Raw genomic sequence first — 15,934 nt, 5'->3', positions numbered from 1 at the left:
TGCCGACGACGCGCTGGCCCACCTAGTGGCGGAAGTGGCGCATGCCCGTGAACACCATCGCCACGCCGGCCTCGTCGGCGGCGGCGATGACCTCGTCGTCGCGGATCGACCCGCCCGGCTGGATGATTGCTGTCGCGCCAGCTTCCACGGCGGCGTGCAGCCCGTCAGCAAAGGGGAAGAAGGCGTCAGACGCACACACGGAATCTTTGGTCCGGGGTTCGTCCCAACCATTCTCCGCCGCCGTTGCCTCAGCCTTGCGGACTGCAAGGCGGGCTGCTTCCAGACGGCTGGTCTGGCCCATGCCGATACCGGCTGTCGAGCCGTTGCGGGCATAGACGATGGCGTTCGATTTGACGTGTTTGACGACTTTCCAGCCGAACAGGAGGTCGGCGAGCTCGGCGTCGGTCGGCGCGCGTTTTGTGACGAGTTTGAGATCGCTGGCTGCGATCATGCCGGTATCGCGCTCCTGAACCAGCAGCCCCCCGGCCACGGTCTTGGTCAGCCAGCCGCCTTGTTTGGGGTCGGGCATGCCGCCGGTCAGCAGGACGCGAAGGTTGGACTTGGCGGACAGGACTGCAAGGGCGTCCTCGTCGGCGTTCGGCGCGATCACGACTTCGGTGAAAATCTTGACCAGCTCGTTGGCCGTCTCCGCATTCAGCGTCCGGTTCATGGCAACAATCCCGCCAAAGGCGGAAATGGGGTCGGCGGCGAAGGCCTTTTCATAGGCCACGGCCAGGTCATCATGCAGCGCCACGCCGCACGGATTGGCGTGTTTGACGATGACCACGGCGGCCTTGTCGCCAGCGTCAAACTCACCAGCGAGTTCGAAGGCGGCGTCGGCGTCGGCGAGATTGTTGTAGCTCAGCGCCTTGCCCTGGACCTGGCGACCGGTCGCGATGCCGGGGCGGGTCTCCGCGCTGGCGTAGAAGGCGGCGTTCTGGTGCGGGTTCTCGCCGTAGCGCAGGGCCTGGGCGAGGGCGCCGCCAAAGGCGCGATAGTCGGGCGCCGGCTCTTCCAGCGTGTCCGCAAACCAACCCGAAATGGCGGCGTCATAGGCGGCGGTGCGGGCATAGGCCTTGGCGGCCAGAGTCTTCCGCAAGACCAGACCGGTATGGCCGTCATGCTGTTCCATGTCGGCGAGGACGCGATCAACATCGGCGCCGTCGACGCAGACATTGACCCAGGCGTGGTTTTTCGCCGCCGCTCGGATCATGGCCGGGCCGCCAATGTCGATATTCTCGACACAATCGGCATAGGCGCCGCCCTTGGCGACGGTTTCCTCGAACGGGTAGAGATTCACATAGAGCAGGTCGATATGCGGGATGCCATGCTCGCCCATGGCGGCGCGGTCATCGCCATTGTCGCGCCGGGCCAGTAGTCCGCCATGAACGCGCGGGTGCAGCGTCTTGAGGCGACCATCCATCATTTCCGGAAACTCGGTGACGTCGGACACGTCCCGGGCCGGAATGCCGGCATCCTTCAGGGTGCGCAGAGTACCGCCGGTCGACAGGATCTCAACGCCGGCGTCGGCGAGTTTGCGTCCGCGTTCGATCAGGCCGGTCTTGTCGGAAACGGAAATCAGGGCGCGCCGGACGGGGGCGAGGTCATGGTTTGACATGGAACGGTCTCCGTTGCTTCATTCCGCTGATCCGCGGCGAGGTATCACGGCGGGACGGCAAGTCAATCTTCCAGCGTTGACGGGCGCAGCTTGCACAGGGCTTCCAGCGCTGCCGATGCGCCGTCGCCATCGCCGCCGCTGGCGGCGCTGACGATGGCATCCAGTCCGGCGCTGACGGCCTTGGAATCAAGATCCGGACCGGTCACTGCCCAGACCCCGTCGATCGAAGTCTCGATCGTGCTTTCAAACTCGTAGACGAGGCTTTCATGCCGCTTCTCGCCGGGCCTCAGGCCGATTACCCGGATTGCGCCGGGGGCATCGGGATCGCGGCCACGCAGGCGCAACAGCTGCCGCGCCAGACGCATGATCGACACCGGGCGCCCCATGTCGAGCACATAGAGCGCGCCATTGAGGGCCGGGTCGGCCGCGGTCTGGGCGGCGGCGTCGAGGACGAGACCGGAGGCTTCCTCGACCGTCATGAAATATCGTGTCGCTTCCGGGTCGGTCACGGTCACCGGCTCACCCGCTTCGATCTGGCGCTCGAACAACGGCACCACTGATCCGGTCGACCCCAGGACATTGCCGAAACGTACGACACAGACCCGAGTGTTTGGCGACCGCGATGCGGCGGCGCGGGCGTAAAGTTCGGCGGCGCGTTTGGTCGCGCCCATGACATTGCCCGGGTTGACCGCCTTGTCGGTCGAGATCAGCGCCACGACGCGGGCGCCGTGTTCTTGCGCCATTTCGATCGTGTTGACGGTGCCGATGATATTGGTGCGTGCGGCTTCGCCCGGATTGCGCTCGCTCATGGGCACGTGCTTCAGCGCGGCCGCGTGGAGCACGACGTCGGGCGATTCCTCTCGGAAGACCTGGTGCAGCCGGTCACGATCGCGCACATCCCCCAACACCGCCCGCCAGGCCACGCCCGAAAAGCGTTTTGCGAACTCCAGGTCGATTTCGTAGAGATTGGCTTCCGAGGCATCGAACAGGATCAGCTTTTTCGGACCCAGGGTCGCTGCAAGGCGGGCGAGCTGGGAGCCGATTGTGCCGCCAGCGCCGGTGATCAGAACGGTGCGTCCCTCGATCAACGGCCGGGCCGGCGACAGGTTGGGCGGTCGCGGTGGCCGGTTGAGCAGGTCAGCGGCTTCCACCGGGGAGAAGGCCTCGCGCCCGTCCGAAGGTCGGGCCCGGGACAGTTTCGCGCCGGTGCGCGAGGCAATCCGGATCAACTGGTTGACCAGGTCGGCTTCCGGATGCGCGCCGGCCAGAACCAGCCGCGGTGCGTCCTTTTCAACCTCCGACAGGCGTTTGAGAGCGGCGGGCAGGGCTTCCAGTCCGCCCAGAACCGGGATGCCGCGAATGGCGTGTCCGGTCAGGCTGGCGCCGGGCTCGATCAGCCCTTTGGTCCGGAAGGGCGCCGAGCCGTTGCGGCGACCGAGATCGCGCAAGGCGTCATCGAGTTCGAGATCGCTGCCCACAAGGATGGCGGTTGGCTTCGACCGGTCCTCGATCTGCAGGGCGCCACGCAGCCCTTGGGTCCGCAACGCTGCCACCGACAGGCGCGCCGCTAGAAGGATGAACAGCAGGATCGGCATTTCCAGCAGGATCGAGGTGCGGGGAAAGCCGTCGAGCCGGTTGATGAGGAACAGGATCGGCAGGAAGACCAGATTGGCCAGCACGATGGCCCGCACAATCCGCGCGGCATCGTTCAGCGCGGTATAGCGCCACAGGCCGCGGTGCAGCCCTTCGATCGGGAAGATGATCGCGCATGCCAGCGCAAACACGACAACCGATTGCAGGGCGATATCGTCGGGTGCGGATGTGGGCTCAAACCGGTAGCGCAGCAGGACGGCGGCCCACATCGACGCGGCCCCGGCCGCGAGGTCGAACAGGGCAACTGCCACCATGGACATCTGGCTGCGGATCGACGTCGTCCCCCGCGCCCTGGATGGCGGCTTGCTCATCCGGCTTCCCCCTGTGTGCCACCAACCTGGCCAAGTCGCTGGAAGGCCCAGCGAACCCGGTTCGGCGGCCGATCCCCGGCGCCGAACGGCTCAGCTTCCCCTTGTACTACAATCTGTGTCGCTCGTTGTGGAGGTGCACCGGCAGCAAGATAGACTGACCGCTCCAGCCGGATTGGCCCGCCATCGGTGCGGAACCGCCAGCCATCGCCGTCGGGCTGGACCAGCAGGGCGCTCATATTGTCGCGCGACAGCGAGGCGCGGACATCGGGGTGGAGGTGAAAGCGGATGGCAAAACGGTAACGCACATCGATATCGTCGGGTGGCCCGTCCGAGACCGGACGGAACAGGGCATCTTCGCCGCGCAGGTCGCCGCCATCGGCAGCCAGGAAGACCCGACGCCGGTGCGACAGTCCGTACTCGTTGCGATAGCCCTCATGGATGCCTTCCAGCCAGACACCCATTTCCTCTTCATTGCGCCGGGCCGTGACCGGTCCCGGCGCTGCAGCCAGCCGCGGACCCAGCAAATCACGCTGCCAGCCAGGTGCAAACAGGCGCGACGAGGAGGTTTCCTCAAGCGTCAGGGTCGAGTGGGCGGCGGTGGCGCGCACCGCTTCGCGCCAACTTGACGGCTGGTCGTCATGCCAGCCGCAATTGACCACAAGCCGCCCGCCGGCGGTGCACAGTTCAAAGGCCAGGGCGCTGGCATGGGCGCCGGTGCTCAAGGCGCCGGGCGGTGCCTTGCCAACATCAAGGATGATTGTCGCACCACCTGCCTCGGCCCGGTGATAGCCGGAATGAGGGGCGAAGCCGAAGGGTTTGGCGCCGGTCTCATCGCGCGAAAGGGCCAGTTTCAGTGCGCCATGATCACATTCACCGCCACCATGGAAGCTGGCGAGGCCGCCATCACTCATGCGGAAAAAGCGCGCCATGGGGGCCAGCCGGTCGATGGCCCGAATAATCTCCCGCGGCACTTCGACGCCGGCCTTTTCGGCGACATCGCGCAGCACGATCAAGTCAATCAGGGCCTCGGTGCCGGCGCGCGGTGAGCGCGAGACATGGCCGCCATCTGGAAGGATCTGCCGCTTGACCTCTTTTTCCAGCGCCGCCAATCCGGCCTTCTGGAGCGCCGCTTGGCGCGGGATGCACAGTCCGGCAAAGCTCAACGCGATTGCACAGCGCAGCCGCACCGCCCCGTCATGGGCCAGCGGGATGGTGCGCTGCAGATAGCGGGCTTGGCGCAACAGGCTGCGTAGCCGGGCATTGCGCGCCTTGCGATCGGACTCGTCCGTTTCGAACAGGGTTTCGCCAACCCGCAGCCAGTTGATGATGCGGGCCGACAGGACACCATGACTCCAGGCGAAGCTGTTCCAGCGACCGAAGGCCTTGACCCAGGCATCAACCAGCTGCCGGGCGGCCGCGGCGCCGTTCGTCGCCATTTCGTCGGCGTCGTCTTCATCATCCTGTTGCGGCGACGGGGCTGCGATCACGTCGCGCAGCCACCCGAAACCGTGCAGTCTGCGGGCGAAAGCCCGGGTCGGCGCCGGCTTCAGCCAGACATTGTCATGCTCCGGATCGATCGACAGCAAGTCGCCCGCCAATTGGAAGCGGCCGGCCAGGATCTCGCCGCCACGCTCTGGCTGGCTGGCATAAAAATCCTCCGGCAGCGGCCCGACCTCGCTCGAAAGCGCGCCGAGATCATGCAGGCTGGAGAACAGGCCCATCGAATGCAGGGTCGAGGAGGCCTCGCGCCGCACCGTCGCCACCATCGCGCCGGCATAGTCGGACAGACGCACCGTGCGGGTCATGGGATCAGGAACGCAATGCTGAGATATTGTCGCGATAGGCGGCGGGACCGCCCTTGAACACCGCGGACCCGGCGACCAGGGCCGTGGCGCCGGCGGCGATGCAATCGCGCGCGGTTTGCGGATTGACCCCGCCATCGACCTCGATACGGGTGGCAAGGCCACGCTGATCGATCCGCGTCCGGATGGCTTCGATCTTTTCGAGCTGATTGGTGATGAAGCTCTGGCCACCGAAACCCGGATTGACGCTCATCACCAGCACCAGGTCGAGCTCGTCGAGCACATAATCAATCACCTCGACCGGGGTCGACGGATTCAGTGCAGCGCCTGCCTTGGCGCCGGTCGCCTTGATCGCCTGGACGGTGCGGTGGAAATGCGGACCGGCTTCCGGATGGGCGGTGATGATGTCGGCGCCGGCATCGGCGAAGTCGCGGATATAGGGGTCCACCGGGGTGATCATCAGATGGACGTCGAACGGCTTTTTGGTGTGCGGACGGAGCGCCTTGATCACGCCCGGACCGATGGTCAGATTGGGCACGAAATGCCCGTCCATGACATCGATGTGAATCCAGTCGGCACCGGCTTCGTCGATGGCACGAACTTCTTCACCCAGCTTGGCAAAATCCGCCGAGAGGATTGACGGGGAAATGATCACGGGAGCGCCCATATTGATCCGATAACAGTGGGGCCTGAGCCGCGCAAGTCGCACGCGGCCGGTCAGGCCGGTTTTACGGTTATCCGGTGCGTTTCACGAACCGGGCGATGAAAAATCCGTCCATGCCGCCCTTGTCGGACCACAGGGCCGGCGTCAAGCGGACCCAGCCGGCCGGCGTGATCGCACTCTCCAACCCGGGCAATTCACCCGGCCTGACCGGCGATTCCTTGAGCTGTTTGTGGCGCCCGGTGATGCGCCCGGCAAGGGTTTCGCCTTCTTCGGGCTGCAGCGAGCAGGTACACAGCACGAATTGGCCACCCGGTTTGAGCATGCCGATGGCGGCCTTGATCATCTCGTCCTGCAGGCGGGCCATGCGCTGCGTGTCGTCCTCACGCTTGATCCAGCCCGCTTCCGGATGGCGCCGCAGCGTGCCGGTTGCCGTGCAGGGCGCATCCAGCAGCACCGCATCAACGGGTTGGCGCGGTTTGAAGGTTCGCGCATCGCCGGCGACCAGGGCGGCCTTCAATCCGGTCCGGCCGAGATTTTCCCGCACACGGTCCAGACGCTTGTCCGACAGGTCCAATGCGGTGACGTCCGCACCGGTCGCGGCGAGCTGCATCGTCTTGCCACCAGGCGCGGCGCACAGGTCGATCACGCTCGCACCGGGTTTGAGGTCCAGCAATGTGGCCGGAATTGCGGCCGCGGCGTCCTGCGCCCACCAGGCCCCGTCGCGATAGCCAGGCAAGGCCCGCACATCGCCGACGCTGGACAGGCGCAGGCTGCCATTTGGCAGGATTTGCGCGTCGAGGCGCTCGGCCCACATCGCCCGCTCCTCGGGATTGCGGACGGACAGGTCGAGGGGCGGTGGGACCGTAATGGCATTGGCAATGCGGCTCAGCGTGCCCGGCCCGTAGGCCGCGCGCCAGCTTTCACGGAGCCATTCAGGCAGATTGTCGCGCGGCAAGGTCTGTTTGAGGTGCTCGCGGCCTTCGCGGTCAACCTTGCGCAGGACGGCGTTGACCAGGCCTTTCAGCTTGCGGGCATCGTTTCTTTCCTGGGCCAGTTCCACCGTCGACGAGACGACCGCATGCGGTGCGCCATCCATCCACAACAACTGGGTGGCGCCGGTGACCAGCAAAGCTTGGGCGCCTTCTGACGTCTCGTGAAGAGGTCGTGACAACAGCGCGTTGAGCACGGTCCGGGTCTGACCCAGGCGGCGGAATGTGGTCGCGGCGATGGCGCGGGCGAAGGCGCGGTCGCGATCGCTCATCGCGTTGAAGTCGGGCGTGTGCTCCAGCGCCGCCTCAAGCGTGCGGCGTTCCTTCATCACGGCCAGATAGGCAAGGGCCGCAGCGCGGCGCGGGGCAAGTCCGTCACTCATGGCGCGGAGCTAGCACGCAGGTCGTGATCCGTCGATGCCCGGCAGCCGCTGGCTCACCCCCAGGGACCACGCTGCGACCAGGGTCCGGGCTGAACGCTGGCGCTGGCGCCAGCCATCTGCCGCAATCGGTTGATCCGGTTGGCGGTGTCCGGGTGGGTGGAAAAGAGATTGTCCATGCGCTGGCCATTGAGCGGGTTGATGATGAACATGTGGGCGGTCGCCGGATTGCGTTCGGCACCGGCATTCATCGTGCGCCGCGCCGAGCGTTCGATTTTTTCCAGCGCGCTGGCCAGGGCCATCGGGTCGCCACTGATCTCCGCGCCGACGCGATCCGCTTCATACTCGCGAGCGCGGCTGATCGCGCTCTGCACCAGGATGGCGGCCATCGGTGCGAAGATCATCATGGCCAGCGAACCGATGAGGCCGACACGGTTGTTGCCGCCGAAGAAGAGCGCGAAATTGGCCAGCATGCCGATGGCGCCGGCAAGGGTCGCGGTCACGGTCATGGTCAGCGTGTCGCGGTTTTTCACATGAGCGAGTTCGTGCGCCATCACGCCCTGGATCTCGGTCCGGCCCAGCCGTTCCAGCAGACCGGTGGTGGCGGCGACGGCCGCGTGCTGCGGGTCGCGCCCGGTGGCGAAGGCATTGGGCTGGTCGCTCTGGATCACGAAGACGCGTGGAACCGGCATGCCGGCGCGGCGGGCCAGGAATTCGACATCACCGGCATATTGCCGCAACGCGGGGTGGCGCTCATCGGGTCCGATCTCGCGGGCGCCGTGCATGCGCAACACCATGTCGGCAGAATTCCACCAGGCAAACAGGTTCATCGCGGCGGCAACAATAAGTGCCAGCAGCGCGCCGGCCGGACCGCCAAGCAGATAGCCGATGCCCATGAAGAGCGCCGTCATGCCTGCGAGGAGGAGGAAGGTGCGAAGTGTGTTGGCTGTCATTGCAGGGACCTGTGTGTCTTGGCGAGCTGGGCCTCGCGGATTATCTAGATGGGATGACCCAGGATGATCAGCAAGACGGGATCGGCACCGATGCCATTCCCTCCCCGGACCCGGCGGCCAAGATACTCAGCCCGGCGGCCGAACGTGCCTTGGCCGAGGCGGCGGAGCGTCGGGCAGTGGCTGAGCGGCAGGCCGCCCAAGCCGAGGCAGATCCCACCGAGCTGGGTGGTCGCAAGGGTCCGGAGCCGACCCGGTATGGCGATTGGGAGAAGAAGGGCATCATCTGCGACTTCTGATCTTGCTGGGATCCTACCCCCTGCCGCGTGACTTGGGCGGCGCCGCTTCGCCTCAGCGGTGCAGACGCTTCGAACCTGGGAAATCGGCTGCTAGTGTGCCGGAATGACACATCGAGCCGCCCTGATCCCCGTTTTCGCCGCCAGCCTGCTGGCGGTGATGGTGGCAGCGCCCGCTTCGGCCCAGGGCGCGCCGACGCGCGAATGTTCGGCGGAAGATATCCGACAGGCCCTCGCCGGCGACTATGCCGGTCCGCCCTGCCGTTTCACGCAAATGCCGGATGATGTAGCCCCGGCGGTCGAGAGTCGGCCGGCGCCGCAACTCGCTGGCGCGTCGCCTCGACCTGCGCAGCGTGCGCCTGCAACGGCGCTGACACCGTCCCGGGCGCCGCGGTCGGGACGGAGTGCGCCCATGGTGCCAGCGGCGCAATCGGCGCGACCGGCAGGACCGGCACGGTCTGCTCCCGCCGGAGAGCCGGTACGGCTCGACGATACATTCTTCCAGGGCGGTCTTGTCGGGGGTGTCGGTCGGGCGCCCGCGATCCAGTATGGCTATCGCGGCATCATCGTCATCGATGCCGCGGGCCGGGCTGGTGTGTTGTCTGTCGGACAGGTCACGAGCGCGCCGGTCATGCGCATGCAAGCGCGCGGTGCCATGCGCCGGCAGCTGGTCGGGCAGTAGTCGGCCTCAGGTCAATCAGGTCTTGGCACTTGTGGTGCGTCAGACCGACGCGATCTCGTCAATAATTGCTTGGGCTGCCGCCTTGGGGTCTGGCGCGGCATTGACCGGGCGGCCGACGACGAGATGGCTGGCCCCGTCGGCCAGGGCGCTGGCGGGTGTCGCGACCCGTTTCTGGTCGCCGATATCGGCTCCGGCGGGCCGGATGCCCGGCGTAACAATCAACAGGTCCTTGCCGAAGCGATCGCGAATCTCACGGGCTTCGTGGGCGCTGGCGACAACGCCGTCGACGCCGGCTTCCAGCGATTGTTCCACCCGCCGCAGGACAAGGTCGCGGGCGCCGTAGGCATAGCCCATCTCGGCCAGCATCGCGTCGTCATAACAGGTCATCACCGTCACCCCGAGGAGTTTCAGATCGCTGCCTTCCCGGCCGGCAACCGCAGCCCGCATGACGGCGGGTTCGGCATGAATGGTCAAAAGGTCGGCGCCGCCGGTGGTGATCGACCGGGTCGCTTTTTCGACCGTGGCCGGAATGTCGTGCAGTTTGAAGTCGAGGAAAACCTGGTTGCCGGTCGCCTTGATCTTGCGGCACAGGTCCATCCCGCCCATCGGGAAAAGCTGGAGGCCGATCTTGTAGAAGTTGACGGTATCGCCGACGGACTCGACAAGAGACCAAGCGGCATCGGTCGTCGGCAGGTCGAGCGCGACGATAAGGCGGGAATCGGCGTGTGACATGGGGCGTTTTTAAGCCGTGTCGATAACCGGAATCAAGCGCGGCCGGTCATGGCGCGGTCACGCCGGCGAAAATGTGGAAGGGGAAGGCCTCGACCAGGCGCCGGGAAACTTCGATGCCGCGCACCGGATTGCCCTGGCGGTCCAGCGGCGGACTCCACAGGCCAAAACCGCCAACACCAGGCACCACGATCATCAACCCGCCGGAAACGCCCGATTTGGCTGGCAGACCCACCGTGAAGGCGTATTCACCGGAATAGTCATACATGCCGCATGTGAGCATGAGCGAAAGCGTGTTGCGCACGATGCGACCGTCGATGACGCGATGGCCGGTCGTCGGACAGACGCCGCCATTGGCCAGTGTCGCGGCGGTCACGGCCAGCTGTCGGCAATCCAGTCGAATGGCGCAGGCGCGCAGATAAAGGTCAAACGCCGCGGCCGGGTCGGCGCCTTCCGGGAAAGCGTCGTGTTCGTCCATCAGTTTGACGAGGGACAGGTTTCGCCGTGCCGTGGCCCGTTCGCTGTCATAGACGGCCTGGTCAATGTCGACATCGACACCGCCGGCCGCGGAGCCGACAAAGCGCTCGAGCAAACGGGCGCGGGCCTCGACGGTCAGGTTCGGGCGTATCATCGCACTGCACATGATGGCGCCGGAATTGATCATCGGATTGTGCGGCCGGCTGTCGGGATCGAGGGCGAGTTCGTTGAAGCGCCGGCCGGACGGTTCGCGGCCGACATGACGATGAACCTGGCTCTCACCGTTCAGCCCCATGGCCAAGGCATAGATCATCGGTTTGATCACCGATTGCTGGCAAAACGGTGTGTCGGCCTGACCCAGCGCCAGCTGCTGCCCGTCAATGGTGCAGGCGGCCATGCCGAAAGCGTCCGGGTCCTGTTTCGCCAGTTCGGGAATATAGTCCGCCAAGGCGCCGCCGCGGGTATCGCGGGCATAAGCAAAGATATTGGCCAACCGGCTGGAAAAATGGTCGAACCGCGAAATTGCCAGCGTGCCGTCGAGGGCGTGGTTGATCAGCGTCAGCGCGTCGGCCCGGATAACGGCAGCCAGTCGGGCGGGCTCGAGCGGGCCGGCGTCGAGCGTTTTGAGAGCGGCCAAACGCGGCAGCGTGTCCGCTGTCAGACCGGACTGGCTCAGCCAGTTGAGCAGACCGTCCATGTCGGCAATGCCATGCTCGCCTGCCCGCTCGCAGACGCGCGTCGCCAGGGCTTTGTGTGACTCCGGTGTGCCCGCATCGCGCTCATAGCGCGCGGGCCGGGCGACGAAGCGGGCGAAGGGTTCATTTCCGGGTGCAGTCATGGCGCCAGAATGGGCAGGTTTGCGGCGCTGTCCAGCTGCAGCTGCGCCATGATCATGCCCAAACTGATGCGAAACACTTGCCTGCAAGCAAGAGCGGCGCTACGCGCATGGGAATATCGAGAAGGAATTTGCCCATGCCCGCGAAAAAGCCCGTCAAAAAGGTCGTTCTTGCCTATTCCGGCGGCCTCGACACCTCGGTCATCCTGAAATGGCTGCAGGACGCCTACGACGCCGAAGTTGTGACTTTCACCGCCGATCTTGGCCAGGGCGAGGAACTCGACCCGGCGCGCAAGAAGGCCGAGGCGGCAGGTGTGTCCGAGATCTTCATCGAGGACCTGCGCGAGGAATTCGTCCGCGATTTCGTGTTTCCGATGGTGCGCGCCAATGCGGTCTATGAGGGCCTCTACCTTCTGGGCACGTCGATCGCGCGGCCGTTGATCTCGAAGCGTCTGGTTGAAATCGCCCATGCGACCGGCGCTGATGCCGTCGCGCACGGGGCCACCGGCAAAGGCAATGACCAGGTCCGCTTCGAACTGGGCGTCTATGCCCTCGATCCGGATCTGCGGGTGATCGCGCCGTGGCGTGAGTGGGATCTCAATTCTCGTACCAAGCTGATCAGCTATGCCGAAGAGCACGGTATCGAGGTCGCCAAGGACAAGCGCGGCGAGGCACCCTTCTCGGTCGACGCCAATCTCTGGCACACCTCCTCCGAGGGCAAGCTGCTGGAAGATCCGGCCGAGGAAGCCGATGACATCGTCTACCAGCGCACGGACGCACCGGAAGCGGCGCCGGACAAGCCGGAATATGTCACCGTGTCCTTCAAGGCGGGTGATGCGGTGGCGATCAATGGCGAGGCCCTGAGCCCGGCGACCCTGCTGACTCGGCTCAACGCGCTGGGCCGCACGCATGGAATCGGCCGGCTTGATCTGGTTGAGAACCGCTTTGTCGGCATGAAATCACGCGGCATCTACGAGACGCCGGGCGGCACCATCCTGATGGCGGCCCATCGCGGTATCGAACAGATCACGCTGGATCGGGGTGCGGCGCATCTCAAGGATGAGCTGATGCCGCGCTACGCCAAGCTGCTCTATGAAGGTTTCTGGTTCTCGCCCGAGCGCGAAATGCTGCAGGCGGCCATCGATCATTCACAGACCCATGTCACCGGCGATGTCCGGCTTAAGCTCTACAAGGGTTCGGTCAATGTTGTCGGGCGTGCATCGGAACATTCACTGTACTCGCTGGAGCACGTTACCTTCGAGGAAGACGTTGTCTACGACCAGAAGGATGCCGAAGGCTTCATCCGCCTCAATGCGCTGCGCCTGCAATTGCTGGCGCGTCGCAAACGTCGCCTCGGCAAGAACGACTGACGAGGTTGGACCGAACCGGCCGTCGCCCCGATGAATGAAAAATTCATTTGCCGGGGCGGCGCTTTACAGAGCCCCGATGAGCGCTGACGCTATCGGCCGCCGAACAATTCGGGGTTAATTTTGCGTTTAGGGCTTGTCCCTAGCATGACGGATCAGGTCGGTCCGAGCGGAAGATGAGGGCATATGCACTCCATCCTGCTGACAGTGCTGCTGGATATCGTCTTCGCCGCCGCGCCGCTGGCGGCGATCGTCTACATGTATCGGTACCGCCAGACATTGATCGATGCCGAGGCCATCCGGCCGGTGCAGGTGCTGAGCACGGGTCTCGGCATTTGGGTCTTCTATCACTCGCTCGATGCCATTGTACTGCTGTTCGGGCCGTTCTTTGTCAGCGATGCCGGCGTGCCGGCGCTGACCGGTTTCATCCAGAACCGGTTGCGATGGTTCACGGACCTTCTGGCGACCGCGTTTCTTGCTATCGGGTTCATCTGGCTGTTCCGCCGGATGATCGAGATTCTCAGCGGGCTGCAGAATTCGCAACAGGCGCTGGAGCATGAGCTGGACAGCCGCAGCGTGGTCGAAGCCGAGCTGAAGGCGCGAGCGAGTTCCGAGCGGGCGAACAGCCGCTCACGATCTGAATTCATGCTGGGCCTCAGTCATGAATTGCGCACGCCGATCAATGGTATTCTCGGCCTGTCCGGCTTGCTGGCCAATACCGGGCTGGATCCGTCGCAACGCAAACTTCTGACCACGATTGAGCGGTCGGCCCAGGCGATGTTGGCGCGGGTCACGGATGTGCTCGATCTGGCCCGTCTGGAGAATGATCGCATCGAGTTGCGCAGCGTCGCATTCCGGCCTGATGAAATGGCCCGGACGGTGATGGGCCTGTTCGAGCCGCTTGCCGGCGAGAAGGGTATCGAACTCAAGCTCGAGACGGGTGATGGGGCGGACCTCCCGGTCGTCGGCGATCCGGTGCGGGTGCGTCAGATTCTCAACAACCTCATGTCCAATGCGCTGAAATTCACACCGGCAGGATCGGTCTCGCTGTCGGTGCGCCACCACCCTGCCGGGGGCGGCAAGTGTCGGGTCGAATACATTGTCGCCGATACGGGAGTAGGCATGGACGAGGCGCTGTTGGCGCGGCTGAGCGGACGGTCCGGTACCGAAGCCGGCGGCGATTTTGGTCTGGGCCTGTCAATCTGCCGCCGACTGGCGGGTCTTATGGATGGTGACATGTCGATCGAGAGCCGCCCCGGTGCCGGGACGCGTGTGACAGTTCGCATCCGGGTCCAGGACGAGCCGGCCGACGTCGATTAGCGGCTTACCGGTCCGTCACTTCGCGTCTCCGTCTTGTCGCGCTAGGGTGGCGCCGGGAGGACGTTTCATGAAATCGATTCTGACATTGGCCAGCGCTGCGCTTTGCCTGGCCGCCTGCAGCCAGCCAACGCCGTCATTTGCGCATCCGGACCTGCTTGCGCTGGCGCCCGAGGCGGTGCGCGCGGACCTAATCGCCGCCGACCGGCATGTCCTGGTGGTCCGGCACGCGATGAAGATCGCGCCGGACTGCAATGGCATGGAGTGCCCGCTCAGCCCGGGCGGTGAAGCGATGGTGGAGCGCCTGGCAAGGTTGATCGGGGCGACGCCCGTGGACAGGGCCTATGCCAGTGCTGCCTGCCGCACCCGCCTCACCGCGGCTGCCGGCGGCATTCCGGTGATCGCGCATCAGGCTGTCGACGGGTATGCCGTCGATTGCACTGAGGGCGAGACCGTGTCGCGCCAGCGTAGCGATGCCTATGCCGACGTCGATGCGGCCATGACCGGCTGGACCCTCGTCGGCGAGCATTCCAACACGTCCTGCCTGTGGATGGCGGCCTATGCCGGAGCGGAAGCAGCACAAGCGGCGGGCTGTGACGGTGAGGGGCGTTTGCCGGAAGATGCCTATGGCGATGTGTTCTGGCTGTATGGGCGCGGGGATGAGTGGTCCCTTACCGTCCTGCCGGGCGCGTTCTCCCTGGGCGATTGAGCGCATGCGGATACTTTTCGTCTGCACCGGCAATATCTGTCGCTCGCCGACCGCCGATGCGGTGGCTCGCCAGCGCATCGCCGCGGCCGGTCTTGACTGGCATGTCGACAGTGCCGGGACTGGCGGCTGGCATGTCGGCGAGGCGCCTGACGATCGCGCTGTCGCTGCCGGCGCTGCGCGTGGCTATGACCTGTCGGAACTGCAGGCTCGGGAAGTCGATCCAGCTGACTTCATCCGCTTTGACCATGTCATCGCCATGGATCGCAGCCATCAGCGTTTCCTGCGCCGGATGCCCGGTGCCGATCGCGGGGCCCGGGTCAGCCTGATGATGGCTTGGGCGGGTGAGCCTGACGGCGACGTGCCGGATCCCTACTATGGCGGAGAGGACGGGTTTGACGCGGTGCTCGACATGATCGAGCGCGCCGTTGACGGCCTGATCGCCCGGCTCGGCACGGCTCAGAGCAGCGGGTAGTCAACTTCCGGCTCGTAGATGTTGGCATCACCGCGTGAGGTCCAGCTGGAATACATTGTGAAATGCGTGACCCGCCAGGGCTCGGTCGCAAATCCGCCGGTCCGCTCGGCAAAGCGGGTCAGCCTGTCGATCGGCGTGCCCTGGAGATAGGCCAGCGTCATGTGCGGATGGAATTTGCGGTGTTCCGGCTCCAACCCGGCCTTGCGGGCGGCGCGCTCGCACTTGGCATTGAGCTCGACCAGCGCCTCGCTGGGGCGAACGCCCAGCCAGAGCGCGCGCGGGTCCAGCTTGCCGAACCAGCCCGATCCGAGCAGGGCCAGTTCGAAGGGCGGCATGGTGATCTGGGCCAGCTCGACATCAAGATCTTCGGCGCGGCGCTCGTCGAGTTCGCCGAAATAGCGCAGCGTGATGTGGAAATTCTCCCGCGGCCGCCAGCGTGCACCGGGAACGCCTTTCTGCAGCCGCCGGATTTCGGCATGCAGAGTGTCGGGAACCGGAATGGCGGCAAACAGGCGGATGGTCATGGGGCACCGTGCAGCATCGGCCCCAACTAGGGCGATTTCACCGGCCATGGCAATGCGAACCAAGGTGCGGGATTCGCACCCGTCCAGTCCCCCCTTGCCTCTTCGGTGGAAACTTGCCTTCCCCCGGTAGGGACATGATATACTCCCGGCAAAGCGCCT

Annotated in this window: 15 protein-coding genes; 6 read left to right on the top strand and 9 right to left on the bottom strand. The window is 65.3% G+C overall.

Annotation, left to right across the window (positions count from 1 at the left end):
• Nucleotides 1–22: 22 nt before the first annotated feature.
• From purH to htpX, 6 genes are all read right to left on the bottom strand, one after another.
• Nucleotides 23–1,618 carry a bifunctional phosphoribosylaminoimidazolecarboxamide formyltransferase/IMP cyclohydrolase gene (gene purH / locus C7435_RS10075; protein WP_121211254.1) on the bottom strand — a complete coding sequence of 532 codons (1,596 nt, stop codon included), beginning with the start codon at nucleotides 1,616–1,618 and terminating at the stop codon, nucleotides 23–25.
• Between the two features lie 62 nt (nucleotides 1,619–1,680).
• The gene (locus tag C7435_RS10070) at nucleotides 1,681–3,582 is read right to left on the bottom strand and encodes an SDR family NAD(P)-dependent oxidoreductase (RefSeq protein ID WP_083635101.1); all 1,902 of its coding nucleotides are present in this window, start codon (nucleotides 3,580–3,582) and stop codon (nucleotides 1,681–1,683) included.
• The gene (locus tag C7435_RS10065; protein WP_075190147.1) at nucleotides 3,579–5,387 is read right to left on the bottom strand and encodes a heparinase II/III family protein; all 1,809 of its coding nucleotides are present in this window, start codon (nucleotides 5,385–5,387) and stop codon (nucleotides 3,579–3,581) included. Before C7435_RS10065 ends, C7435_RS10070 begins: the two co-directional genes overlap by 4 nt.
• A gap of 4 nt (nucleotides 5,388–5,391) precedes the next feature.
• The gene (gene rpe, locus C7435_RS10060) at nucleotides 5,392–6,051 is read right to left on the bottom strand and encodes a ribulose-phosphate 3-epimerase (protein ID WP_075190146.1); all 660 of its coding nucleotides are present in this window, start codon (nucleotides 6,049–6,051) and stop codon (nucleotides 5,392–5,394) included.
• Nucleotides 6,052–6,118: 67 nt separating this feature from the next.
• Nucleotides 6,119–7,420: an RsmB/NOP family class I SAM-dependent RNA methyltransferase gene (locus C7435_RS10055; RefSeq protein WP_121211252.1), complete on the bottom strand. Its 1,302-nt coding sequence runs from the start codon at nucleotides 7,418–7,420 to the stop codon at nucleotides 6,119–6,121.
• 53 nt (nucleotides 7,421–7,473) lie between these two features.
• On the bottom strand, nucleotides 7,474–8,370 hold the full coding sequence (gene htpX, locus C7435_RS10050; protein WP_121211250.1) for a zinc metalloprotease HtpX: 897 nt from the start codon (nucleotides 8,368–8,370) through the stop codon (nucleotides 7,474–7,476).
• 53 nt (nucleotides 8,371–8,423) lie between these two features.
• Here htpX and C7435_RS10045 point away from each other — a divergent pair, with 53 nt between their 5' ends.
• Nucleotides 8,424–8,666 carry a DUF1674 domain-containing protein gene (locus C7435_RS10045; RefSeq protein WP_121211249.1) on the top strand — a complete coding sequence of 81 codons (243 nt, stop codon included), beginning with the start codon at nucleotides 8,424–8,426 and terminating at the stop codon, nucleotides 8,664–8,666.
• Between the two features lie 103 nt (nucleotides 8,667–8,769).
• Nucleotides 8,770–9,345, top strand: a complete 576-nt coding sequence (locus C7435_RS10040) for a hypothetical protein (protein ID WP_121211247.1) — start codon at nucleotides 8,770–8,772, stop codon at nucleotides 9,343–9,345.
• 39 nt (nucleotides 9,346–9,384) lie between these two features.
• On the opposite strand, the gene pyrF is transcribed toward C7435_RS10040, so the two are convergent.
• Nucleotides 9,385–10,077 (bottom strand): orotidine-5'-phosphate decarboxylase, encoded by a 693-nt coding sequence (gene pyrF, locus C7435_RS10035; protein ID WP_121211245.1) that lies wholly within the window; start codon nucleotides 10,075–10,077, stop codon nucleotides 9,385–9,387.
• A gap of 46 nt (nucleotides 10,078–10,123) precedes the next feature.
• Complete coding sequence (gene glsA, locus C7435_RS10030; RefSeq protein WP_075190140.1) at nucleotides 10,124–11,389, bottom strand: glutaminase A; 1,266 nt, start codon at nucleotides 11,387–11,389, stop codon at nucleotides 10,124–10,126.
• Nucleotides 11,390–11,523: 134 nt separating this feature from the next.
• Here glsA and C7435_RS10025 point away from each other — a divergent pair, with 134 nt between their 5' ends.
• From C7435_RS10025 to C7435_RS10010, 4 genes are all read left to right on the top strand, one after another.
• Complete coding sequence (locus tag C7435_RS10025) at nucleotides 11,524–12,756, top strand: argininosuccinate synthase (RefSeq protein WP_075190139.1); 1,233 nt, start codon at nucleotides 11,524–11,526, stop codon at nucleotides 12,754–12,756.
• Nucleotides 12,757–12,939: 183 nt separating this feature from the next.
• Nucleotides 12,940–14,073 (top strand): sensor histidine kinase, encoded by a 1,134-nt coding sequence (locus C7435_RS10020; RefSeq protein ID WP_121211244.1) that lies wholly within the window; start codon nucleotides 12,940–12,942, stop codon nucleotides 14,071–14,073.
• 67 nt (nucleotides 14,074–14,140) lie between these two features.
• The gene (locus tag C7435_RS10015) at nucleotides 14,141–14,779 is read left to right on the top strand and encodes a histidine phosphatase family protein (RefSeq protein ID WP_121211242.1); all 639 of its coding nucleotides are present in this window, start codon (nucleotides 14,141–14,143) and stop codon (nucleotides 14,777–14,779) included.
• 4 nt (nucleotides 14,780–14,783) lie between these two features.
• The gene (locus C7435_RS10010) at nucleotides 14,784–15,251 is read left to right on the top strand and encodes a low molecular weight protein-tyrosine-phosphatase (RefSeq protein ID WP_121211240.1); all 468 of its coding nucleotides are present in this window, start codon (nucleotides 14,784–14,786) and stop codon (nucleotides 15,249–15,251) included.
• On the opposite strand, the gene thpR is transcribed toward C7435_RS10010, so the two are convergent.
• The gene (gene thpR, locus C7435_RS10005) at nucleotides 15,236–15,775 is read right to left on the bottom strand and encodes an RNA 2',3'-cyclic phosphodiesterase (RefSeq protein WP_170150424.1); all 540 of its coding nucleotides are present in this window, start codon (nucleotides 15,773–15,775) and stop codon (nucleotides 15,236–15,238) included. The two genes, C7435_RS10010 and thpR, sit on opposite strands and share 16 nt — an antisense overlap.
• Nucleotides 15,776–15,934 lie beyond the last annotated feature (159 nt).

This window comes from Maricaulis maris, assembly GCF_003634045.1.
GTDB classification, from domain to species: domain Bacteria; phylum Pseudomonadota; class Alphaproteobacteria; order Caulobacterales; family Maricaulaceae; genus Maricaulis; species Maricaulis maris.
Note: the sequence above shows the minus strand (reverse complement) of the source record. Positions and strands in the feature narration are given on the sequence as shown.